The 21,781-nt window shown below is 31.1% G+C and carries 21 protein-coding genes and 1 tRNA gene; 6 read left to right on the forward strand and 16 right to left on the reverse strand.

Going from position 1 to position 21,781, the window contains the following annotated elements:
• Positions 1-518: 518 nt before the first annotated feature.
• The 9 genes from LC457_RS23500 to LC457_RS11045 form a co-directional block, all read right to left on the reverse strand.
• Positions 519-962 (reverse strand): CPBP family intramembrane glutamic endopeptidase, encoded by a 444-nt coding sequence (locus LC457_RS23500; protein WP_223599881.1) that lies wholly within the window; start codon positions 960-962, stop codon positions 519-521.
• A 103-nt stretch (positions 963-1,065) separates the two neighbouring features.
• Positions 1,066-1,428, reverse strand: a complete 363-nt coding sequence (locus tag LC457_RS11010) for a DCC1-like thiol-disulfide oxidoreductase family protein (RefSeq protein WP_223599882.1) — start codon at positions 1,426-1,428, stop codon at positions 1,066-1,068.
• Entirely contained in the window at positions 1,425-2,783 is a 1,359-nt protein-coding gene (locus tag LC457_RS11015) for a hypothetical protein (protein WP_223599883.1), read from the reverse strand. Before LC457_RS11015 ends, LC457_RS11010 begins: the two co-directional genes overlap by 4 nt.
• A 4-nt stretch (positions 2,784-2,787) precedes the next feature.
• The gene (locus LC457_RS11020) at positions 2,788-3,450 is read right to left on the reverse strand and encodes an ATP-binding cassette domain-containing protein (protein WP_223599884.1); all 663 of its coding nucleotides are present in this window, start codon (positions 3,448-3,450) and stop codon (positions 2,788-2,790) included.
• A complete protein-coding gene (locus tag LC457_RS11025; protein WP_223599885.1) occupies positions 3,434-4,366 on the reverse strand; it encodes an HTTM domain-containing protein in 933 nt (310 codons plus the stop codon). Before LC457_RS11025 ends, LC457_RS11020 begins: the two co-directional genes overlap by 17 nt.
• On the reverse strand, positions 4,359-4,919 hold the full coding sequence (locus LC457_RS11030) for a hypothetical protein (RefSeq protein WP_223599886.1): 561 nt from the start codon (positions 4,917-4,919) through the stop codon (positions 4,359-4,361). Before LC457_RS11030 ends, LC457_RS11025 begins: the two co-directional genes overlap by 8 nt.
• 74 nt (positions 4,920-4,993) lie before the next feature.
• On the reverse strand, positions 4,994-5,212 hold the full coding sequence (locus tag LC457_RS11035; protein ID WP_213276998.1) for a hypothetical protein: 219 nt from the start codon (positions 5,210-5,212) through the stop codon (positions 4,994-4,996).
• Between the two features lie 79 nt (positions 5,213-5,291).
• The gene (locus tag LC457_RS11040; RefSeq protein WP_223599887.1) at positions 5,292-6,146 is read right to left on the reverse strand and encodes a GLPGLI family protein; all 855 of its coding nucleotides are present in this window, start codon (positions 6,144-6,146) and stop codon (positions 5,292-5,294) included.
• Between the two features lie 194 nt (positions 6,147-6,340).
• Complete coding sequence (locus LC457_RS11045; RefSeq protein ID WP_223599888.1) at positions 6,341-8,098, reverse strand: helix-turn-helix domain-containing protein; 1,758 nt, start codon at positions 8,096-8,098, stop codon at positions 6,341-6,343.
• 198 nt (positions 8,099-8,296) lie between these two features.
• Here LC457_RS11045 and LC457_RS11050 point away from each other — a divergent pair, with 198 nt between their 5' ends.
• The 4 genes from LC457_RS11050 to LC457_RS11065 are packed head-to-tail and all read left to right on the forward strand — an operon-like array spanning position 8,297 to position 13,690.
• Positions 8,297-8,464, forward strand: a complete 168-nt coding sequence (locus LC457_RS11050; RefSeq protein ID WP_223599889.1) for a hypothetical protein — start codon at positions 8,297-8,299, stop codon at positions 8,462-8,464.
• 2 nt (positions 8,465-8,466) lie between these two features.
• A complete protein-coding gene (locus LC457_RS11055; protein ID WP_223599890.1) occupies positions 8,467-10,638 on the forward strand; it encodes a prolyl oligopeptidase family serine peptidase in 2,172 nt (723 codons plus the stop codon).
• Positions 10,639-12,852: a lantibiotic dehydratase family protein gene (locus tag LC457_RS11060; RefSeq protein ID WP_223599891.1), complete on the forward strand. Its 2,214-nt coding sequence runs from the start codon at positions 10,639-10,641 to the stop codon at positions 12,850-12,852.
• On the forward strand, positions 12,845-13,690 hold the full coding sequence (locus LC457_RS11065) for a thiopeptide-type bacteriocin biosynthesis protein (protein ID WP_223599892.1): 846 nt from the start codon (positions 12,845-12,847) through the stop codon (positions 13,688-13,690). The genes LC457_RS11060 and LC457_RS11065 overlap by 8 nt, the downstream gene beginning before the upstream one ends.
• Before the next feature lie 127 nt (positions 13,691-13,817).
• On the opposite strand, the gene LC457_RS11070 is transcribed toward LC457_RS11065, so the two are convergent.
• The 7 genes from LC457_RS11070 to thrA form a co-directional block, all read right to left on the reverse strand.
• Positions 13,818-13,888: transfer RNA gene (locus LC457_RS11070), tRNA-Cys, on the reverse strand.
• A 58-nt stretch (positions 13,889-13,946) separates the two neighbouring features.
• On the reverse strand, positions 13,947-14,456 hold the full coding sequence (locus LC457_RS11075) for an RDD family protein (protein ID WP_223599893.1): 510 nt from the start codon (positions 14,454-14,456) through the stop codon (positions 13,947-13,949).
• 43 nt (positions 14,457-14,499) lie between these two features.
• Positions 14,500-15,864 carry a DUF4403 family protein gene (locus LC457_RS11080; protein ID WP_223599894.1) on the reverse strand — a complete coding sequence of 455 codons (1,365 nt, stop codon included), beginning with the start codon at positions 15,862-15,864 and terminating at the stop codon, positions 14,500-14,502.
• Between the two features lie 36 nt (positions 15,865-15,900).
• The gene (folB, locus tag LC457_RS11085; RefSeq protein WP_047379018.1) at positions 15,901-16,269 is read right to left on the reverse strand and encodes a dihydroneopterin aldolase; all 369 of its coding nucleotides are present in this window, start codon (positions 16,267-16,269) and stop codon (positions 15,901-15,903) included.
• Positions 16,270-16,273: 4 nt separating this feature from the next.
• On the reverse strand, positions 16,274-17,578 hold the full coding sequence (gene thrC, locus LC457_RS11090; protein ID WP_223599895.1) for a threonine synthase: 1,305 nt from the start codon (positions 17,576-17,578) through the stop codon (positions 16,274-16,276).
• Positions 17,579-17,593: 15 nt separating this feature from the next.
• Complete coding sequence (locus LC457_RS11095; RefSeq protein ID WP_223599896.1) at positions 17,594-18,520, reverse strand: homoserine kinase; 927 nt, start codon at positions 18,518-18,520, stop codon at positions 17,594-17,596.
• A gap of 10 nt (positions 18,521-18,530) precedes the next feature.
• Positions 18,531-20,978 (reverse strand): bifunctional aspartate kinase/homoserine dehydrogenase I, encoded by a 2,448-nt coding sequence (gene thrA / locus LC457_RS11100; protein ID WP_223599897.1) that lies wholly within the window; start codon positions 20,976-20,978, stop codon positions 18,531-18,533.
• Between the two features lie 334 nt (positions 20,979-21,312).
• On the opposite strand from thrA, the gene LC457_RS11105 reads away from it, so the two are divergent.
• On the forward strand, positions 21,313-21,504 hold the full coding sequence (locus LC457_RS11105; RefSeq protein WP_223599898.1) for a hypothetical protein: 192 nt from the start codon (positions 21,313-21,315) through the stop codon (positions 21,502-21,504).
• A gap of 56 nt (positions 21,505-21,560) precedes the next feature.
• A complete protein-coding gene (locus LC457_RS11110; protein ID WP_167498842.1) occupies positions 21,561-21,731 on the forward strand; it encodes a hypothetical protein in 171 nt (56 codons plus the stop codon).
• The last annotated feature ends 50 nt before the right edge of the window (positions 21,732-21,781 follow it).

The following is a 21,781-nucleotide window of genomic DNA, read 5'->3' on the forward strand; positions in this document are numbered from 1 at the left end:
AAGAATAAATTATGCCAATTTGATGTTGATTTAGTTTTTTTTGATACCTGACTAAATATTTGAAAATTTTTATTTCCTAATATGAATTTTATTTTACCAAATTGTAAATTATTTTATTTTTAATATTTTTGCTGGGGTATTAGATTTATTTTAATTAATTATAAATAATTATGAAGTGGTTTTTAAAGCATCAATAAAATTGGTCTAAAATGCTGAAACTGAAAAATGGATAAGCCCCAGTGTAATTCACTTTTTTTTCTCAAAGTTGGCATTCTTGGCACGATTTTTCGATATAGAAATGTAACTCATGTTTAATTTGAGTTTTCATGGTTATTAGTTTTTATCCTCGGAATTTCCGGGGATTTTTTTTTGCTCTTATATGACGCTGCTCATAAACGTAAATTAATTAATCTTCTATTTTTGAATAAGATAATTTTCAATCCATCCTCTTTTTGCATTATTTATCAAGCTCTTCTTTGATCAGGAGGAGCTTGTTTTATATTATTTAATACAAAAAGTCACATTATAAACAAAAATCCAAAAAGATTGAATAGTGCGTGGAAGAGTACTGTTAGGATGAAACTATAGGTATGGATGTGCTTGTTATAATAAATATAAAGGTTATTTAAAATAAGACCTCCAAAAAATGTCATCACAATATATAGCCAATTATAATAATGCATTGATGCGAAAATGATACTCATAATGATGATGCAGAAGTATTTATTTTTTATGCTTATCCATTTAGTCAAAACCAGATAAGGGAAATATTGAAATACTAAAGTCTCAATAAAAGGAGCAACAAAGATTGCAATAAAACGTAGTTCGTTTTTTGAGATATTTTGACGCTTATAATAATTTACATTAAAATGCAAATAGGTATCATTAATGTAATTGAAGAAATATCCATTTAAAAGAGCTAAAGTAAATGAAAGAATAAAGAAAATAAATATCTTTTTCATATATTAAGAAGAATATTTATTGAAATAGATCAAAAAAAGGTTGTATTTTAAAATTTATCATTCTTTACTTTCTTAGATAACTTGATATCGGCTATCAGCCTATTTATGGTATTTTGCAGCTTTTCTCATCACAATGTATAGGAATTATTTTTCTTTTTACTGCTAATTCCTTATAAATTAATTGTCCGAGACCAGTGATCTTAAACAGAAAAAGAATTGGAAAAAATATCCAAAATAACGGTAGCCTTAAAAGTATCATATAAATTGTAACAAAACCATATCTCCATTTTTTATTATATGAAGCCATCTGCTGTTCTGCCAATGTTTTATTTATACCAACAGCTTCGCTAATATGATTGGGATTTCTCAATTCCTTAATTTCCATCATATTCATCCAATCTAATCTTTTTATATTTCTGACAAACAAAGTACAGTTTGGGCAATAATTATCATAATAAATTTTCATAACTGGAAAATATTTAGAATAGGTTTACCTGTCAAATAGGTAGCAAATAAAATAATTAATAGAATATCAATAAATGTGTTATTTTTAAAAACACGTGACATGAAAACTTGAAAACCTGTAAGTATTAAAAAGCTTAATAATACGTACATATTTTGCGTAAATGAATGTTTTATTAATAATGGTATCAACAATATTACATAGAAAGCAAAGATGATCACATTTTTTGACAGAACAATTTCAAAGTTTTTATAAGGTGAAATTTTCTCCGCATAATCGATGTTATATAAGGATAATCTTGTAAGAAATTTATTAATAAAAAGAGTAAAGAAAAAGAGTAAGGGTAGCAAGAATTTTAAAAAATCTTCTTTTACGGGGAATAATAAAATCCAAATGATAAGAATAGCATAAATTGCAGTTTTGTCTATGGAGCGTGAGAAAAGATAGAAATCTTTTTGAAGTATATTAAAAAATGACAGATCTTTTTTTATTTGGCTAAAAGAAAATTTAATAGATTTCATTTCTGAGCCTTTTTGTGAAAAATCGGTAAACATTTTAATTGTAATAAGTTTCCTGTTTATAGGAATTTTAGACAATAAATACACAGTTGGAACAAATAATACCAATGCACCTAATTTATTCAGCCAGAATAGGGGTAGGATAGGTTCTTGCAGAGAGATAATATGTAGTCTGGATTTTGGAAGATATCCAATGGCAAATACATTTGTTTCAGAAATATTCTTATTGATTATAAAATTTAATTCATGAATTCCTAAAATTCCTAAAAAAAATCTATCATTAAACATGATAAAAAATACCAATATATAATAGACAGCATATTTGAGAAAGTTATTTTTTATATAATATTCTATAAAATAACTCAGGCCAGCAACGATCAGTATGTATGGCACCGAAAAATATAAGAGAGGAAAGATGAAATATGGTCCTGTAAGCTCGATGTTCTGTATGAAAATTGTAATATTCAAAATAAATAGAAATGTCATTCCTATAAAGAAAAGCCCCAGAATTTTATATAATGCTTTAAAGAATGAACTTAAAAAAGAAAGATCTTCCTGTACATAAGTATAATTTAAAATTTCCTTTTCTCTTTCTCCTGCTAAAATATGAATCAATAGCCATGAAATGATCACATTAGAAAAAATTGCAGATACATTTCCAATCCAAAATTTATTTGGAGCAGGACTTATGTTACCCATATAGAATGTTACATAATCAGCATCTTTACCAGGTATAAGAAAAAGCCCCAACACGATTAAAATCAGGGTGCAGAAAATAAAGGATTTTTTTTTGATTAAATACGTATAGTATAAAGATGATAGAGGAAGCAATCTTGACATTTAACTATTTATTTTGAAAATTAATATTGTTTTCCAGAGAGGCTGATCCGCTGCTAATAGTTATTTTCTTATCACAAAATCTGGAAATTTCATCTATTAAATGTGTTGATAGAATGACGATACTCGTTTTTGAAATATCTTTTAGAAGTAAATACATTTTTTCACGTTCCAGATAATCTAGATTATTTACAGGTTCATCAAGTATCAATACATTAGGGCTGTTAATGATGGATAAAGCAAATGAAATTTTTTGCTTAATTCCTCCCGATAGGTTTTTTACTTTTTGTTTTTTATAACTTTCTAAGTCAAAATCTTTTATAATCTTTAAAATGTTATTATGGAGGCTTTTTTTCTCACATCCTTTCAAAAGGCCGAAATAAGTTAAATTTTGGATAATATCGAAATCTTGGATAAGGCCAAGATTCTGAGACATAAACCCCAAATCTTTTCTTAGAGATTGTGGCTTATTTAATACTGAAATGTCATTATAAAAAAAATCTCCTGTTGATGGTTGTTTTAATGTTGAGATAATATTAATTAGTGAAGTTTTTCCTGTGCCATTTAATCCTAATAAGGCATAAAGCCCATTTTCAAATTCTAGATTAATTTTATTTAAAATTATTTTATCTCCAATTTTATAGGAAATATCTTTAAGTTGTAACTTCATTATTCTTGTTTTTTTGTTTAAATATAACCGATCGTTTTTCATCCAAATATTTCATTAGTATAGAGAACTTGCCCGGATAGAAAGCAATTATATTAAAAAGTAACATTGCGATAGAAAAGGTATATATTTTTATGACCAGAGCGATTACAATATGCATAATGATTATATTGATAACCGTCCATTTTCTTATATTTTTACTTAGAAAAACAAAAATAGGAAATAAAAGTTCCAATATCGTTACATGTAATGAGGCTAGTTGATAAATAAACTTTGGAATGTGAGCAAAAAATGAGTTAATTACTTTTTCATCTAAATAATGATTAATACAAAGCCAAATTGCATTACCATCCAGCCAGTCAAACCCTAAAACTTTACCAAATCCTCCAAAAAAATAAATAATACAAAGCTGGATCTGCATTAGCCTTACAGCAAACGAGAATATAATACCTTTATATGATTCAACTTTTATCTGATCTTCAATACAAAAAAAAAGATTGATGTAAAGCAGAAAAGCTATCATAAAATCAGCACCATAGGATAATAAGTAAGCAGAATTAAGAAATACCGTATGCAGGAAAATGACTATAATAGCAAACAGAATTTTCCAATAATTTAGCAATATCATTATCAGAGAAATAAGATATAAGTAAAAGGGAATAATGAATGCATACTTATACTCAATACTAGTTAAGGAAATTATGTTTTCAGTAAGTGTAGATACTTTTATTTTATCTGCAGAAACAAAATTACTATTCAGAGATTCGCTTATTATTCCGTTTTTAGAGTATATACTGTATAAATCCGGAAATATTGATAGTATATTAATTAATGCTAAAATACTTATCAAATAAATAAAAATTTTTGTGTTTTGGGAATCATCTTTATAAGAAGTCATAAATGAAACTATCTTATTCATGGGTGTTTAACTTTTTAATGTTATATGCATTTATACTTTTTTTATTTCCTTGATATTTTTCATCTAATAACCTAATCCTTCTGACAGAAACAATAAAATTCATATCTTTTATTTCCTTATTTTGATTAAGCATGAAAATGGATATATCCTTTACCAGCTTATTTCTTTTTTTTCTATTATCAAACATATTGGTCAGGTTTATTGACATAGACATGTATTTGACATTAGATTCTTTAGTGTTGAAAGATATTGGTATGGGAATATTTGTACTGTTTGTAGTGAAACTGTATTCAATCTTATTTCTATTAAGATTAGGTGAATAGAATGCATATCCCCTGTCAATTCCGGCATAATTTGAATAGTACATTATGATGTCAGGATAGTATGATGTATCAGTTGGAACTATGTGTGCATAAATTTTTCCAACGGGATTTAATGCTATTTTTTTTATATCTTTAAAATATCCCAGCGAATAGATATTATTTGTTATTGATACTATTGCATGAAATATTAAAATAAAAAAAATAAAGAATATCCAAGTATTTTTTTTCATTGAAAACTTTAATATAAAAGTGATAATAAATGAGCTGTCCGAATGATGGACAGCTCAATAAAGCTTTGGTAAAATTATTCCCAGCCTCCTAATCCAGCAATGTCCTTGCTCCAAAGAAGTACGAAACCTGCTGCTGCTTCAGTTTCAAGCTGCTCTGCATTTTTTTCTGTAACAGCAGTGTTATTTTTGTTAGCTTCAACTGTACTATCGTTTGCTTTTGCAAAAGTAAATAGTGATGTAGAAACTAAAGCTACTGCTACTAAAGCTACGATTGACTTAGTTTTCTTATACATATTTTTAAGAATAATTATTAACGATTTGACTCCATTTTATTTCGGCTGAGCCCTCTTCCTTCTGTTTTATGAAAAATGTCTAAAGTTTGTTATTAGTTTCTATATTGTAAATATTGTTTTTAAGAATATTCATTACTTTTTTATTTTCAGCTTTAATAACTTCTGATACAGTTCTACCGTCAGGCATTTTCTTATTCATATCGTCTGAAGTCATTTTATTTATAAGTTTTCCCATTGGATTTTCTTGATAATCCTTAAACATGGTTAAAAATTTTCTTTTATCTACTTCAATGATATTTTTACTGCCCAATTTATCTGAGAATGAGTTCTCTTCGTAATTTGTTATCTTTTTATTGCCGGCTAAAACCCATGAAAATTCTTTTTTCTCATCCTCAATCTTCACGATTAAACCAGGCAATCCGAAAAATTTATATGGACCATCTTGAAATGGAATTGTTTTACTGAACCAAGCTGTCCATTTTCTTCCATTAAATTCAACAGTCGCTTTTTGAACAGGATATTCGTTAATTGTAGAGGTTTCTGTTTTTATTTTCCAATTTAACTTAGCCTCTTCAGAGTAATTAAACTTATCATTTAAAATTTTATCATAGAAATAAATTTCTTTACTTGGATTTTTCTTTATAACCTTATAAGAAAAAACAGGAATTTTAAGCATTTTACTTAGATCAGGGGTATTACCTGATTGTTTAGATTTTTGTAAAATATCATTAATGAGTGAATCCTGGGAAACAGATAAGTAATCTCTATAGATTGATTTATCACCCGTAATATCAAGGATTGTTAAAATTTTTTCATAAGTCAAAGAATCCTTATTCTTTTTATAGGTAAGTTCATAGAAAAATCTATTAGCTTCAGTTTGACTATATGTCTTGCTAAAAAATAATACAATGATAATAAAGAATGCTTTCTGCATGTTAAATATTTTATTGATTTGAGTCGATTGAAAATCTTCTAATCTGTTTTAACTGATGCAAACTTAGGGATGAATGGAAGGCAAAAAAAGCAATAACACTCAGGATTTATAAATTTATCATATAAATTTATAAATCCTGAGTGTTATTTAAGTAGTTGTACTGTAGGTTTTTAGGTGTTTTTTTTGATGTAAAATTATGATGTAATTGATTTCTCAATTTCTTTAATGTAAATAGAAGTGGTAGTCCCTGTTTTTTTCTTAAATGCGACAGAAAAAGCCTGCACATTGTTGTAACCAAGCTCTTCTGCGATAGCTGGAAGCTTATAAGATCTGAATTTTTTGTCTTCTATTAATCGTTTTAATACATAATCAATACGTAAATCGTTAAGATAAGAATTGAAGTTTTTACCTTTACTGTTGTTGATAGTTTCAGATAAATATGCAGTGTTGGTTTTTATTTTTTTAGCCAAATTAACTAAAGTGATACCTTTTTTTAGGTATAACTCTTTAGCTTCAAAAGTTTTCAGTTCTTTAAGAATAGATATCTTGACATCCTCAGGGATAATTTTAGCAGTTTTTTCTTCTGCTTCTACTGTTTCAGTTTCCTCAATTTCTAATTCTTCTACTTCAACCTGCTTCAATATTTGGGGTATCGAAGTTTCGTTATTAATGTCAGTAGGAGTAATATCCTTTTTTTCAAATTGCTGAATTAATTCCTGAGCAATTTTCCGGTGTTTTTTTTCAGTCTTTTTTGCTTTATAATAGAGATATAGAATTAATAATAGTATTATCAATAAAATTACAATAGAAACATGTAAAATTGTTTTTCTGTTATTTAAGTCATTAATTATATTTTCCTTTTCCTGTAAAAGGTTAGGTGTATCATATTTTTTAGGCAATTCTGTGGATAAATATTGGAACTGCTCATCAAGTTTTTTGTCTACTTTTAAAAATCGTTCAATATAGTACAGTTGCTTTTCTTTATCATTTTTTTCTTTGTAATAATCGATGAGATAAGTATATATTTCCCGGAGCTTAGGAAAAGTAATTTCTGTTTTTTGAACATTACTATCTAGTAATATAAAATACTGTGCAGCTTTTTCTTTGTTTTTTAAACCATCATAAGCTTTACCCAGATCATAAAGTGCATAATTAGCATTGTTTTCATTGATTTTTATTAAATCATTATAAACAGTGGTTAGCTTTGTAATTGCTGTACCGTATTTTTTCTGCTTTAAGTCATACTTTCCGGATAAAAAAGAGTATAAAGTAAGATCATAACTATTTTTATTGGTATTAGCGAATGCTTGCCCTTCCTGAATGAGAATATTTGCAGAATCCAGCTTATTGATCTCAAGATAACAACTTATAAGTGCTATGCGTATTTGATTTTGCTGATATTCGTCTGTTATATTATTCCTGTTATACAAATAACCTCTGAATATCTTCGCAGCCTCAACGTTTTTACCTATATAGCTATTAATATAAGCAATGTTCATATTAGCATAAGCTGTCTGTTTTTCATCATTCTGCTCTTTAGCATATTTTAACCCAAGAACATAATTGTCTAATGCTGCTTTTAAATTATCGTACTTATAATATAGATTTCCTTTTATCAAGTAAGTTCTGGCAGGATATAAGTTTCCCTTTATATCTTTTGTAATTAAAGCTAAACTATCAATGTACTTTAAGGCAGTGGGGAAATTTTCATTAAAATGTATAAGATTATAGCCTTCAGCTATTTCTAAAGTATTTTTTTCTTTTTTAGCTTTTTGTAGATAATATTTACCAATTCGTTCAGACTGAAGAGTTTGGTTATGATCGTAATAATCATAAAACTTATTCTTTAGCTGAGAGTAATTAAATTCATATAAGCTATCAATTTTATTCTTCTGAGCGCTTATCAAATTATTAAATAAAAATATTATAATTAGAAATATATACTTCATCATTTTGTAATACAATGCAAATTTACATTTTTATTCATCAAATAGAAATTCTTGAAAAAAATAAAGAAAATATGTAACTTAATAATAGTGTGATTATTAGACTGTTTTTAGTATTATTGATTTATAAATCCAGAATGTGTTTTTATTGCAGTTTTGAAAAATATTCTTTTATTTGCTGCTAGTTTTTAAATATTATCATTAATGAAAAAGGCAATCAAATCTGAAAAAAAATTATCGCTAAAGAAATTACAAATAATGAAAATTAGCGAAATGAAAACAATTATTGGAGGCAATAATCAGCTGGAAAAAGACGATAGTGATGAACCAGGGACATTATTACCTAATAATACTATATCAGTGAGAGGTTAAAAATGAAACAATTAATATTTATCATTATTAGCATTTTCTATTCTTTCTTTCTATATGCTCAAAAAAGTAATCCAGCTCCCTCTATTTCGGCAACAGACGAATATTTTGGGAACAAGATTGTAGATGAATACAGAAATTTAGAAAACTTAGATAATCCTTCAACAAAAAAATGGATGAAGGAACAAACAGATTATACCAACTCTATTCTTGGTAAGATTCCCAAAAGGAAGTTTTATTTAAATCAAAGACTGGAATTTGATCAAAGACAAGGTTACTCCATTTCGAATTTAAATATAACTAATAATGATAAATATTTCTATTTAAAGAAAAATGGCAATGAGAAAGTTGCCAAATTATATTACCGGGAGAGCTTTTCTGGAGAAGAAATACTTCTTTATGATCCGGCAAATTATAAAAGTAATGAACAAAATCATCAATTTGTTATTAATTATATTATCCCCGATTTAATTGGAAATAGGATAGCTGTTTCGATGGCTGAAAAAGGGAAAGAACTTTCAGAGGTTATTATTATAGATGTAAAAAGCAAATACATCTATCCCGAAGTTATTGTTAATACAGCACCTGCAAATATAGGAGGAATAAATTGGTTGGATGATAATTCTGGCTTTTTCTATACATATTTTCCAATAAAGGACTCTAAGTCTTCTGATTTCTATAAAAATGCACAAGTTGTTTTATACAAAATAGGAACAGACCCAAAGAAAGTAGTAGATGTTTTTTCCGCCAGTAATAATCCAGAACTAAAAATAGATGAAAAGAAAGCTCCTATTATTTTAGACTCTAACGACAGATTTTATATTGGAATGCTACTTGATAATGAGTATTACAGACAAACATTTATCATTGCAAAGCAAGATTTGTTAGAAGGTAAAAAAACATGGAAGCCTCTTTATAATAAAGAAGATAAAGTGAGATCTCTACAACTCTCAGACAATGATTTATTTTTCTTATCCCAATACAATTCTCAAAACAATACACTTTGTAAGACAAATCTTGTAAAACCTGATTTTAGAAATCCTGAAATACTTATTCCTGAAAAAACAGATGAAGTTATTGGGCAATACAGAATAACTAAAGATGGTATCTATTATACTACAACTAAAAATGGAGTAGAAGCAAAGCTATATCAATATAAAGAAGGTAAAGATCGTTCGATTGGGCTTCCCTATCCATCTGGTAATATTAGTTTAAAGGCGAAAGGAAAAGATTTTTCAGAAATCTGGGTTAGCTGCTCAGGATGGGCAAATGAAGAACAACGTTTTAGATATGATTTGAAAACTGGTTTATTTTCTCCTGAAAGTTTAACTCCAATTACAGATTATCCAGAATTTAGAGATATTATAGTTAAAGAAATCACTGTAAAAGCAAGAGACGGAGAAGAAATACCATTATCTCTTATATATAATAAAAATATTAAGATGAATGGTAAAAATCCTGTATTAATAGATTCTTATGGAGCATATGGATATTCTAGAGCCCCATTTTTTTCTAGAATTTATTTATTATGGGCCAATCAGGGAGGAATTTTTGCAATCGCCCATGTGAGAGGAGGAGGTGAAAAAGGAAAAAAGTGGCGTTTAGGGGGATATAAAGAAACGAAGCCTAATACGTGGAGGGATTTAGTAGACTGTACAGAATATTTAATTAATAAAAAATATACCTCAAAAGATAAAGTTGCAATTTGGGGAGCCAGCGCAGGAGGAATTACGGTGGGAAGAGCAATAACAGAAAGACCAGACCTTTTTAAAGCTGCAATTTTGGAAGCTCCATCTATTAATACATTGAGGAATGTGATTAGTATGGATATTAACTCAGAGGAATATGGAAATATAAAAGATCCAAAAGAATTTAAAGCTTTGCAGGAGATGGATGCATATTACCACATAAAAAAAGGAGTAAAATATCCTGCAACATTTATAACAGCAGGAATAAATGATCCAAGAGTAATTGCGTGGGAGCCTGTAAAATTCGCGGCTAAGTTGATGGCTGATAATAGTTCTAAAAATCCAGTATTACTTCAAGTAGATTATGAAGGAGGTCACGGAAATAATACAACTGCTGCTCATGGGCATGCTAATCTATCAGATATTTTTGCTTTTGCCTTCTGGCAATTAGGACATCCTGACTACCAGCCTCAAAATCAAAAAAAATAAATGTCTCGTTTTCCATATCTTTTTTTTGAGGAGTATGTTGTACGTACTCCTATGTTATCATATAAAAACTTCCATAGAAACTTCCATAAAGAAGAAGTTTTGGATGAAGAAGTAAAAGAAGTATATAGTGATCCTGCCTTTCAGGAATCCATCTATCTTGCGTCACCTGATTTATATGTGGCATTAAGAAAATGGATTGACTCAGAAAAAGAATTTTCGCCCAAAGAATACCAAAGACTAAATTATACCTTTTTGAAATACTATAGCCGAATGAGTACACGCAGTACACCATTCGGCTTATTTTCTGGAGTTAAATTGGGGAAATTCACGGATGAAACTGTTGCGGCTAAAAATCACAAATTAATGATAACTGACCAAATTAGAGATACTAAACTTGATATGCATTTTTTGGTTGGTTTGGTCAATCATTTTGTAAAAACGCCGAAAATAGCAGATCAGCTTTTATTTTATCCTAATAATAGTATTTACAAATTAGGTAATAAAATAAGGTATATCGAATATCAACAGTTAGATGGGAAAAGAGAACACATTATTTCATCTGCTTTAATTTCTGACGAACTAAAGAGTATACTGGATTTTTCCAAACCAGGAAAAACCATTCATCAAATTTCAAAAATCCTTATTAATGCTGAAATTACAATTGAAGATGCTGCAGAATTTGTAGAAGAGCTCATCAATAATCAAATACTTGTAAGTGAATTAGAACCTAATGTTTCAGGAAAAGACTTCTTAGATACTATTATCTCTGTTTTAAACAGAATAAAAGCTGAAAAAGAAGTTGAAATTTTAATTTTGATAAAAAAGAAACTAGAAGAATTAGATCAGGAAATTACGAATCCAATTTGTAAATATGCTGAAGTTGAAGGATTAATTAAATCTTTTGAAATTGAATACGAACAAAAATATTTATTTCAAACAGATTTGTATTTCAAGGATACTTTTGAATTATCAACTAGTTGGAAAAAGAAACTTAAACAAGGAATTAGCTTTTTAAATAAAATTAATTTTAAGGAAAGGGAAAATGAATTTTCAATGTTTAAAAAAGCTTTTTCCGAAAGATTTGAATCACAGGAAATACCTTTATTGTATGTTCTTGATGCTGAAGTTGGAATTGGTTATAAACAAAATGTTTCAATTAAAGGTATGCATCCTTATTTAGATGATTTGAAAATTTCAAATTCTAAACAGCAGAATTTACATATTAAGTTTAACCCGGTTCATAAAATTCTTAACGAAAAGTTGCAAGATGCGTTGTTGGAAGATTTGTATAAGATTGAGTTAACGGATGAGGACTTTAAAGACTTTAATGAAAGCTGGAATGATCTGCCTGATACAATTTCTTTTTTTGCAGAAATTATTACGGATCATAATCAAGAAAAATTATGTTTAAATAATAGTACAGGAAACAGTGCAGGGAATCTGCTGGGAAGATTTTGTTCAGAAAAAGCGGAAGTACAACATTTGACAAAAACTATTGCGGACAAAGAGGAAGAAATAAACCCAGAATTTATTCTAGCAGAACTTATTCATTTGCCGGAATCCAGAATAGGAAATATAATAAGAAGGCCAACCTTAAGGCAGTATGAGATCCCTTATTTAGCTCAATCTCTGTTACCGTCAGAAAATCAAATACAAGTAGAAGATTTATATATTTCTTTGAAAAATGATAGGATCGTATTACGCTCAAAAAAATTGGATAAAGAAATTAAACCTTATCTTACAAACGCCCATAATTATCATGCAAATACTCTACCTGTTTATCATTTTTTATCTGATCTGTATTCCCAAGATGTAAAATCAGGTCTTTATTTCAGTTGGGGAGGATTGGAACATATTTATACATTTTTACCAAGGGTAGAATATAATGATATCATTCTTTCAAAAGCTCGGTGGAAGATAACAGAAAAAGCTATTTCATTTTTGGAATCATCAATTTTAGATAAGAAAAATTTTTTACTAAAAGTAAAAGAGTGGAGACAGAAGAGAAAAATTCCAGTATGGATTCAATGGGTAAAGTTTGATAACACTCTAACAATAAACCTTGAAAATTATGATATGGCAATGCTTTTTATACAAACTGTAAAAAAAGAAAAGACAATCATTATTGAAGAATTTTTATGGAATGAAAATGATGATTTTAAGCGTGAATTTGTATTTCCTATGTATAAAGATAAAAAAGTGAAGAATGACTGAAAGAAAGTTTATTCCGGGAAGTGAATGGTTGTATCTGAAGATTTACACAGGAATTAAAACATCAGACAGTATTCTGGAGGAAGTTATACAACCTTTGCTCGATTATTTTATGGAGAGTAATTATATTATGAAATGGTTTTTTATCCGCTATAATGACCCTAAACCACATTTGAGGTTAAGACTGAAATTGAATACTATAGAAAATTATAACACAATTCTAGAAAAAATTAATTATAGTTTTCAACCTTATGTAGATAGTGGAGAAATTTCGCTTGTAGCGATTGAAACTTATATCAGGGAAATTGAAAGATATGGACAAAATACAATAGAAGACGCAGAGACATTATTCCATCGAAATAGTGAATTTACTTTGCAATGTTTGCATTATGATGATGAAGAAAAAATCATAGTTAGTTTCTTTTATATTGATCAACTTTTAAACAAGTTAAACCTTTCATTTCAGAAAAAGTTAGACTGGATTAAGGATTCCAATGATGCTTTTAAAAAAGAATTCAATGCTGACAAAAAACTCAACAGTCAATTGGATAAAAAATATAGGGGATTTAAACCAAAATTTCTTGATTTTCTTACTTCTGAAGATTTTTTAGAGGAAAGAAGTGCCGTTCTTTTCAATATTGAAAAATGTAGTTCAATATTGAAAAATATTCTTAATTATAATGAAGATCAAGTCTTAGAGATGTCTTTGCGAACTTTCTTTCAAAGCATATTCCATATGAATATAAACAGGATGTTTGTATCTAATCAAAGGCTGTTTGAAATGGTGATTTATGATTATTTGTTGAGGTATTATAAAATGGAAGCTTTTAAAAATTTGTAGAAATATTCGCCAAACGATTTAATTTGGGAGATAAGGAATAATAAGTTTAGCTGTTTTTAAACTGAAAGTTATGAAGACTATAAATGAAAAAACAAAAAAACCTCTAAATAATTAGAGGTTTTTTCTGAGGTACCTAGCGGATTCGAACCGCTGTAGATGGTGTTGCAGACCACTGCCTAGCCGCTCGGCCAAAGTACCATTTTTACCATTTTTGAGGTGTGCAAATATAGCAAAATTTCTTTATGAACAAAAGTTTTTAAGCAATTTCTTTCTTTCCAAGAGCCTCGATTTCGCTTTTTGCTTGAATTTCAGCCTGATAATTTTTGATGTTAATTACTCTTGTTTCACTCCATTTGTCATGCCAGCCGTTTTCTCCCAAAAAAGAAAGGCCATCAAAAGGAACAATTCTGGAAATATTGCGGATCAGATAATCATTGAAAGTAGGCTCAGTACCATCTATACAAATGACTTTACATCCGGTAATATACTTGCCAACAGATCTTCCTTTTGTAAAATATTCTATAAGAAATGTGTACATAAAATAGATTAAAGAGGTTATCAGTATGTCCAGAAATCTATTTATTTCGGACATTTTATAAGCAAGATTAATGAAAAAATCATTATTGGTAAGATTGAATATTAAGGCAGCCACAAATCCAAAAGTAAGAAAGGTAAGAGTAATTACAAGTCTGTCAATAATAAAATTAGCAAGTCTTATCCCCTTTTGGGCTCTGTTTCTGTCTACAACGACTAAATATTTTCTCATGGTTGGTTATTAGTTTTTTTATGGTTAGTTTTTATTTGACATTTTAAAATCCGTTGACCAGTAATTTTAAAGAGGCATTGGTATCAATAACAGCGGTAATTCCTGTACTGCTGAGTAGAATTTTACTAGGTTTCAGATTGAAAACTTTCCCGTTCATCTTTAAACCTTTATAGTATTCTTTATTAAAAGCTTCTTCAATACTTTTCCTTGATGTTTCTTCCAGTTCCTGGGTTGGAATACCATATTCCTCCTCAATCATTTTTACAATTTTCCCCTGAAACAGGAGAGAAGCTGTTTTCTGAAGAATATTGGTCGTTTTCAGCTTAAATTTGGTCTCTGATAAAACAATTTTTCTTTTTGTATCATCATACACCGGAATCCCGGAAATAATTGCAGTACCTTTTATATAACCATCGGTCTGAGCTTCAATAACGACTCTGTTATCAACTCCATATACCCTGATGTCAGTTACTTTCACCTTAGAGTCACGGATATCAAACTCCTTATTTAGAAATGTCTTTCTTGCCATGTTGCTTGCCTCCGTAAAAGGGATATTGGCTGTAGTCTGTAAAATAAACTTATCCGCAACAGTAGGAGTGGAGTTAAAGTTGGCAACAGTGGTTACAGGTGAAGAAGCTTCAGGTTTATTTCCTGTGAAAGTTTCGGAATAAATATCAACACCAAGCGTAGCATTGATCTGGTTTCCATAAAATTTCAGAGGAGTAATATTGACTCCCACCGGGCTTACCTTCAGCCAGGTATTATATTCTTCAGAGATATTGAAAGGCTGCAGAAATGTGTTCCAGGCCATTAAGGCATATTGCTGGAAATTCAGCTGTGTAGCCATTTGTTGATCTATCGTCTTACAGAATTTCTCCTGTTGTTCCTTTAAGCTTTTTTCAACAATGGAGGTAATAGGAATCTGGATTCTTCCATAATCAAGTACCGGTTTACTTACCCATCTGAAACCGTTCGGGCGGGTATTGGTGGTAATGGTCCAGTTATTTTTAAAAGTAACGGTTGTATTGAATGACATTACCGTTTCAAAAGTGGTATTCTGATAAGTATATACTCCCAGAGTTCCGATTCCTTTTTCTGCCCATATTTTTAATGGAACTTCAATCAGTAAATTCTGGCTGGTTCCACCTACAAGACGAATAGGTCTGGTTTTCCATACTTTCACTTTAAACTGATCATTATTATTGTCAGTATAAGAGTCATCCTGGTAAACAAGGTCTTTCACAGAAGCATTGATCATATTGCTCAGTTCGGAAAGAGGAATCGTCACAGGCATTGTAATACTGGACTTTATCTTTGGAAAATTATAAGCGGCCAGTTGATTATCAACACCGGTCTGACCAAAAATGCTGATACCTGCTAATAAAAATAATATTTTAACGAATTTCAATGTGTATGTTTTTTTTAATGAACGAAAATAAGAATTTTAATTTTCCGGCTTAAAGCTTTTTTCAAGCTCAATGCTGGCACCTGTCATTTCTCCCTGCATAGGCGGAGCTGTTTTTGTGATTTTTAATTTAATATAATCAATCTGTGGAAAGCTGTTGTGAATAGTTGAGATTATTCTTCCGGCTACATGTTCCAGTAATTTGGATTTTATTTTCATTTCCTTGTGAAGAATATCGTTGATATCTGCATAGCTTATGGTGTCATGCAAATCGTCGGATTCTGCTGCTTTCCACAGATCGGTATGAAGTTCTACATTCAGAATATAATACGTCCCGATAATATTTTCCTCAGGAAGTACGCCATGGTACGCATATATTCTTACATCTTCAAGATATATTTTGCTCATTGCCTCATATTTTATGAAGCAAAAATCGTCTTAATTCTTCAAAGTCTGAATTTATTTCTACAGTTTTTTTCTCCTTTTTCATCAGTTCGTTCAATGAATCCGGAATTTCAATCTGGGTATGGATCGCTATTTCTACCGCATCAGGGAATTTTACTGGATGTGCAGTACCCAGAATAAATCCTTTTTGCTCAGGATTTTCCTGCAGATACTCTTCCATTGCAGCAAAGGCTACGGCACTGTGAGGTTCCAGAATATAGCGGTATTTCTCATAAACTTTTGTGATCATATTCATTGTTTTATCATCATCAATAGAATATGAAGATATTTTATTTTTTAAAGCACCAAACTGATGCCCGAAAAGCTCTAAAATCCTTACGAAATTACTCGGATCTCCAACATCCATGGCATTGGATAGGGTAGCAACTGCGCTTTGTGGCTTATAATTCTGAGTTTTAAAATAATCAGGAACTACCTGATTAGCATTACAGGCTGCAATAAAATGACTGGCGGGCAAACCTCTGAAATGAGTCAGAAGTCCGGCGCAGATATTTCCGAAATTTCCACTCGGAACACAGATTATGGGTTCTTCTTTATGATGTTCAATCCATTGTTTTAAGGCTATTAAATAGTAAATCTGCTGGGGAAGCCATCTCGCAACATTAATAGAATTGGCTGAGGTCAAAAATAACTGACTGTTGATTTCTTCATCAGAAAAAGCCTGTTTTACGAGATTCTGGCAGTCATCAAAACTACCATTTACTTCTAATGCTGAGATATTTTCACCTAATGCTGTCAACTGTTTCTCCTGAACCGGACTTACTCTGTTTTTAGGGTATAGAATTACTACATTAATTTGTGGGATTTTATAGAATCCATGGGCAACAGCACCTCCGGTATCCCCGGAAGTAGCTACAAGAACAGTGACTTTTTTCTGCTGATCTTTCAAAAAATAAGACAGGCAGCGGCTCATAAATCTCGCACCGATATCTTTAAAGGCAAGAGTAGGACCATGAAACAATTCCAAAATAGAGATCTGCTCAGTGATCTTTACCAGAGGAATTTCAAAACTAACGGTTTCGGTTACAATTTCTTTTAGAATTTCTGAGGGGATTTCATCTCCCACAAAATCTTTCATGCATCTGTACGCAATTTCTTCATTAGAATACTGATGAAGGGTTTGGATAAATTCTTTATCAAACTGTGGAATATCTTCAGGGAAAAACAATCCTTTTTCTTTCCCTTGACCTTTTATTGTTGCTTCTCTGAAATCAATTTTTTCAAGATGATCTTTTAAGTTATAATATTTCATTTCTGTTTTTTAGGGTTAATTTTCTTCAACAATTTGGATACCTGCCGGATTTATTTTTGAGACATATACAGGACTTTCAATTTCAATCTCATCATAGACTGATTTCATCATCTGAGCAATTTTTTCTGCCGTTTCTTTTTGTTCGGAAAGCATAAAAATAGAAGGTCCTGATCCGGAAATTCCTCCTCCCAGAGCTCCCAACTGCAAACTTTTGGTTTTAATTTCGTCAAATTTTGGAATCAGAATACTGCGTATTGGTTCTATAATGACATCATTAAGACTTCTGCCAATCAACGGGAAATCATTTTTCTGAATTCCTGCTACCAGACCTGCTATATTTCCCCATTGCTCTACTGCACTTTTCAATGTGATATTTTTCTTTAAAATCTGTCTTGCATCTGAAGTTTTCACTTCCACCTGCGGATGTACAGCAGTTACAAATAAATCAGGACTGTTCAGCGGAATGATATCAATGGGATTGGTGGATTTTACCAGGGTAATTCCTCCATAGATACAAGGAGCAATATTATCTGCATGTCGTACTCCTGAAGCCAGTTCTTCTCCGAACATGGCAAAATAAACCATTTCCTCTTTTGATAATTTATTTCCCAATAATATATTGGCTCCAAAGGCGGCTCCGGCGGCACTTGCCGCACTGGAGCCGAGCCCGCTTCCAGGTTTTATATGTTTATGAATAATCACTTCAAAACCGTTTTTCAGATTAAAATATTCCTGAATTTTTAATAAGACTATTCCGGCAACATTTTCGGAAGGTTCTTCAGGGAGCCCAAAAGAATCAGTATGTTTAATACTTATTTCAGAGGTTTCCAGTAATCTGAATTCCATTTCATCATAAGGATCATGCACTGCCATGCCCAGAATATCAAATCCGCAAACCAGATTGGCAACAGTAGCGGGGACTTTTAATTTTACTTTTTTCATAACTGTATTTTTAAATAGAACGGATAATATCTGCAAAAACTCCGCTTGCTGTTACATCAGCTCCAGCCCCGGCTCCTTTTACAACCAAAGGCTGTTCGGAATATCTGAGGGTTTTGAAGATGACAATATTGTCTTTGCCATAAAGATGAAAAAGATCACTGTCCGGAGCGATATGCTGTAAACCTACTTTTGCTTTTCCATCTTCAAATTCTGCGACGTATTTTAATATTTTGCCCTCATTTTTTGCTTTATTTAATAAGTTTTTAAAGTGGTCTTCATATGCTGTAAGCTTTTCATAAAAGTCGTCAACGTTTCCATGCATACATTCTTCAGGAAGGAAACCTATATTCTCAATTTCTTCAAACTGAAGCGGATATCCGGCTTCTCTTGCCAGAATTAAAATTTTTCTTGCCACATCAGTTCCCGACAAATCGAGTCTTGGATCCGGTTCTGTATAACCTTCCTGCTGAGCCTGAGCCACTACTTCAGAAAAAGTTCTGCTTCCGTCATACTCATTAAATACAAAATTCAACGTTCCACTCAATACTGCCTGAATAGACTGAATTTGGTCTCCACTTTTGATGAGGTCATTAATGGTTCCTATTACCGGAAGTCCTGCTCCAACGTTGGTTTCAAAATAAAAATTACAGCTATGGTTTCGTGCTGTATTTTTTAATGTTTTATACTTTTTGAAATCCGAAGAAGCCGCAATTTTATTACAGGCCACGATGTTCACGCTTCTTTTTAATAAGCTTTCATACACTTCGGGAATGTCAGCACTTGCCGTTACATCAACGAAAACCGAGTTTCTAAGGTTTCTGCGGATAATTTCATCGGCAAATTCCCGGGCGGAAGCTTTTTCTCCCTGCTGATCCCAGATAAGATAGTCTTCCTTTGCTATTCCTTTGTCTGAAAATAACATATATCGGCTGTTGGAAATTCCTGCAATTCTCAGGTTGATCAAAAAGTTTTCTCTTAAATAAGCATTCTGGTCATAGATCTGCTGAATCAATTTTGAACCTACATTTCCTGTTCCGCAGATATAAAGATGGATTTGCTTAATTTCAGTTTCAAAAAATTCTTCATGAAGTACATTTACTGCTTTTTTGCTGTCTTTTTCTGAAATTACGATACTGATATTTCTTTCTGAAGATCCCTGAGCAATAGCTCTTATATTGATCCCGTTGTTTCCCAGACATCCGAACATTTTTGCGCTTACGCCGCTTCTGCTTTTCATACTTTCTCCAACCAAGGCTACAATGGAAAGTCCGGTTTCAATGTTTACGGCGTACACTCTCTTCAGATTGATATCATCTGCAAAAGAAGAATTGATTGCATACTCGGCACGTAACGCTTCTTTTTCTTCAATTGCAATCGTGATAGAATGTTCCGAAGACCCTTGTGTAATAAGGATTACATTGATTTTTTCATGACTTAAACACTGGAATAGTTTTGCTGAAATACCAGGAATTCCTACCATCCCGCTGCCTTCCAGCGTGAGTAATGCAATATTGTTCATGTTTGAAATTCCTACGGCAATTTGCTTTTCATTGTTTAAAGATTTCAATTGGTGAGAAATCAAAGTTCCTTGTGCATCCGGATCAAAAGTATTCTTGATGATTAAGTTTATGTTTTTTTCCATGACAGGCTGGATGGAAGGCGGGTAAAGCACTTTTGCCCCGAAATGGGATAGTTCCATCGCTTCATGATAAGATATTTCTGAAATAGGTTTTGCATTGGAAGCCAAACGGGGGTCAGCGGTCATCATTCCGCTTACATCGGTCCAGATCTGAAGTTCTTCTGCATGAATAGAAGCAGCCATAATGGAAGCTGTGTAATCAGAACCACCTCTTCCTAATGTTGTAGCATTGTTTTTTTCATCATGGGCTATAAAACCAGGACCTACGATAATACGATTGTTATTTTCATTCAGAAAACTGATAATATTATTTTCTGTGCATTGAAAATCTACTTTTGCATTGGTGAAATTACTGTCTGTTCTGATGAGGTCCGCAGAATTCATCCATAGGCAGTCTAATCCTTCATGCTGAAGTCTTGCTGCTATAATTTTTGAGGACAGAAATTCTCCATAAGAGGCAATTTTATCTTTGATTCTGTTGGTAAGTTCACCAAGAACTGCAATTCCGTTGTAAAGGTCTTCAAGATCATTAAAATGTTTCTTAACAAAACTCAGCCATGAACTTTGTTCTGTGATAGGGAAAAGATCTTTGACCAGACTGATATGTTTTTCTTCAAGATTCTGAACTATTTGAATATAATTTTCATCTTTTACAGAAGCCAGTTCTGCTGCTCTGATCAGTTGGTCAGTAACGCCATGAAGTGCTGATACAATAACAACTATTTTGTTTTTTAAAGATTCATCTTTTATTATTTTTTCCACCAGAAGGATATTCTGAGAATGGGCGACCGAAGTTCCGCCGAATTTTAAAACTTTCATCAATTATTTATTTGAGGTTGGATATAACGAAGTGACTACTCTTTAGAAAAAAGAGTACGGGTACCGGAAATAATATGTGAAAATTTACCCCGTTATGGGGTAGTTGTTGTAGTTGTGAATGTAGAAACAGAAGATATGCCTGAAATAAGTGATTTCAGGGCAGAAATATCAGATATGTTTCTTAATAAATTCATTATAACAGGACAAATGTACAACTTATTTTGAAATAGCCAAGTTTTTAACATAATAAAATATATTTCCTTTTTTGGAGATATACTTGGTGTAATTAATTAAAAATGTTACATTTATAACATTAACTAATAACAAGATACACATGAAAAATCTAAAGAAAATCAATCGAAATGATTTAAAATCAGTCAACGGTGGAATAGGCCCTTGTACTGCAAACTGTCCTGTCGGACCTTACGGACCAGGTGAACCGAGATCATGTGCTGATTATTACGCTTTACCGGAATGCTGTAAAGGAAGAGTACTGGTAAGCTTTGAATGCTTTGGTCCTTTTTAATCTTCAATAACAAAATGTTTGTTGTTTTTTATTACTAAATACTAAATTATTACAATATGAAAACAATTAAAAAATTATCACGCGAAGAAAAGAGAAATATCAGCGGAGGATTCACTGATATTCAGATTGAAGCATGTGGTGGAGAGCAATTTGTATGTTTCCGCGGAGGTGGAAAATGGGGATGTTGGTTAAAGCCTGGAGGTACTTGCTATGCACCGATGCTATAGGTGTTGACTGATTTTATCTAATCAAAAACGATCAAAAATTTAATTTAAAA

It is taken from the genome of Chryseobacterium sp. GVT01B, assembly GCF_019970045.1.
In the GTDB taxonomy this organism is placed as follows: Bacteria; Bacteroidota; Bacteroidia; order Flavobacteriales; family Weeksellaceae; genus Chryseobacterium.

Coding starts and splice junctions, on each gene's coding strand:
- LC457_RS11040 (WP_223599887.1), bottom strand. CDS start 6,146: ATGCAGAAAGCATTCTTTATTATCATTGTATTATTTTTTAGCAAGACA.
- LC457_RS23500 (WP_223599881.1), bottom strand. CDS start 962: ATGAAAAAGATATTTATTTTCTTTATTCTTTCATTTACTTTAGCTCTT.
- LC457_RS11050 (WP_223599889.1), top strand. CDS start 8,297: ATGAAAAAGGCAATCAAATCTGAAAAAAAATTATCGCTAAAGAAATTA.
- LC457_RS11105 (WP_223599898.1), top strand. CDS start 21,313: ATGAAAAATCTAAAGAAAATCAATCGAAATGATTTAAAATCAGTCAAC.
- LC457_RS11110 (WP_167498842.1), top strand. CDS start 21,561: ATGAAAACAATTAAAAAATTATCACGCGAAGAAAAGAGAAATATCAGC.
- LC457_RS11055 (WP_223599890.1), top strand. CDS start 8,467: ATGAAACAATTAATATTTATCATTATTAGCATTTTCTATTCTTTCTTT.
- LC457_RS11020 (WP_223599884.1), bottom strand. CDS start 3,450: ATGAAGTTACAACTTAAAGATATTTCCTATAAAATTGGAGATAAAATA.
- LC457_RS11015 (WP_223599883.1), bottom strand. CDS start 2,783: ATGTCAAGATTGCTTCCTCTATCATCTTTATACTATACGTATTTAATC.
- folB (WP_047379018.1), bottom strand. CDS start 16,269: ATGAGCAAAATATATCTTGAAGATGTAAGAATATATGCGTACCATGGC.
- LC457_RS11035 (WP_213276998.1), bottom strand. CDS start 5,212: ATGTATAAGAAAACTAAGTCAATCGTAGCTTTAGTAGCAGTAGCTTTA.
- thrA (WP_223599897.1), bottom strand. CDS start 20,978: ATGAAAGTTTTAAAATTCGGCGGAACTTCGGTCGCCCATTCTCAGAAT.
- LC457_RS11075 (WP_223599893.1), bottom strand. CDS start 14,456: ATGAGAAAATATTTAGTCGTTGTAGACAGAAACAGAGCCCAAAAGGGG.
- LC457_RS11065 (WP_223599892.1), top strand. CDS start 12,845: ATGACTGAAAGAAAGTTTATTCCGGGAAGTGAATGGTTGTATCTGAAG.
- LC457_RS11095 (WP_223599896.1), bottom strand. CDS start 18,520: ATGAAAAAAGTAAAATTAAAAGTCCCCGCTACTGTTGCCAATCTGGTT.
- LC457_RS11045 (WP_223599888.1), bottom strand. CDS start 8,098: ATGATGAAGTATATATTTCTAATTATAATATTTTTATTTAATAATTTG.
- LC457_RS11025 (WP_223599885.1), bottom strand. CDS start 4,366: ATGAATAAGATAGTTTCATTTATGACTTCTTATAAAGATGATTCCCAA.
- LC457_RS11010 (WP_223599882.1), bottom strand. CDS start 1,428: ATGAAAATTTATTATGATAATTATTGCCCAAACTGTACTTTGTTTGTC.
- thrC (WP_223599895.1), bottom strand. CDS start 17,578: ATGAAATATTATAACTTAAAAGATCATCTTGAAAAAATTGATTTCAGA.
- LC457_RS11030 (WP_223599886.1), bottom strand. CDS start 4,919: ATGAAAAAAAATACTTGGATATTCTTTATTTTTTTTATTTTAATATTT.
- LC457_RS11060 (WP_223599891.1), top strand. CDS start 10,639: ATGTCTCGTTTTCCATATCTTTTTTTTGAGGAGTATGTTGTACGTACT.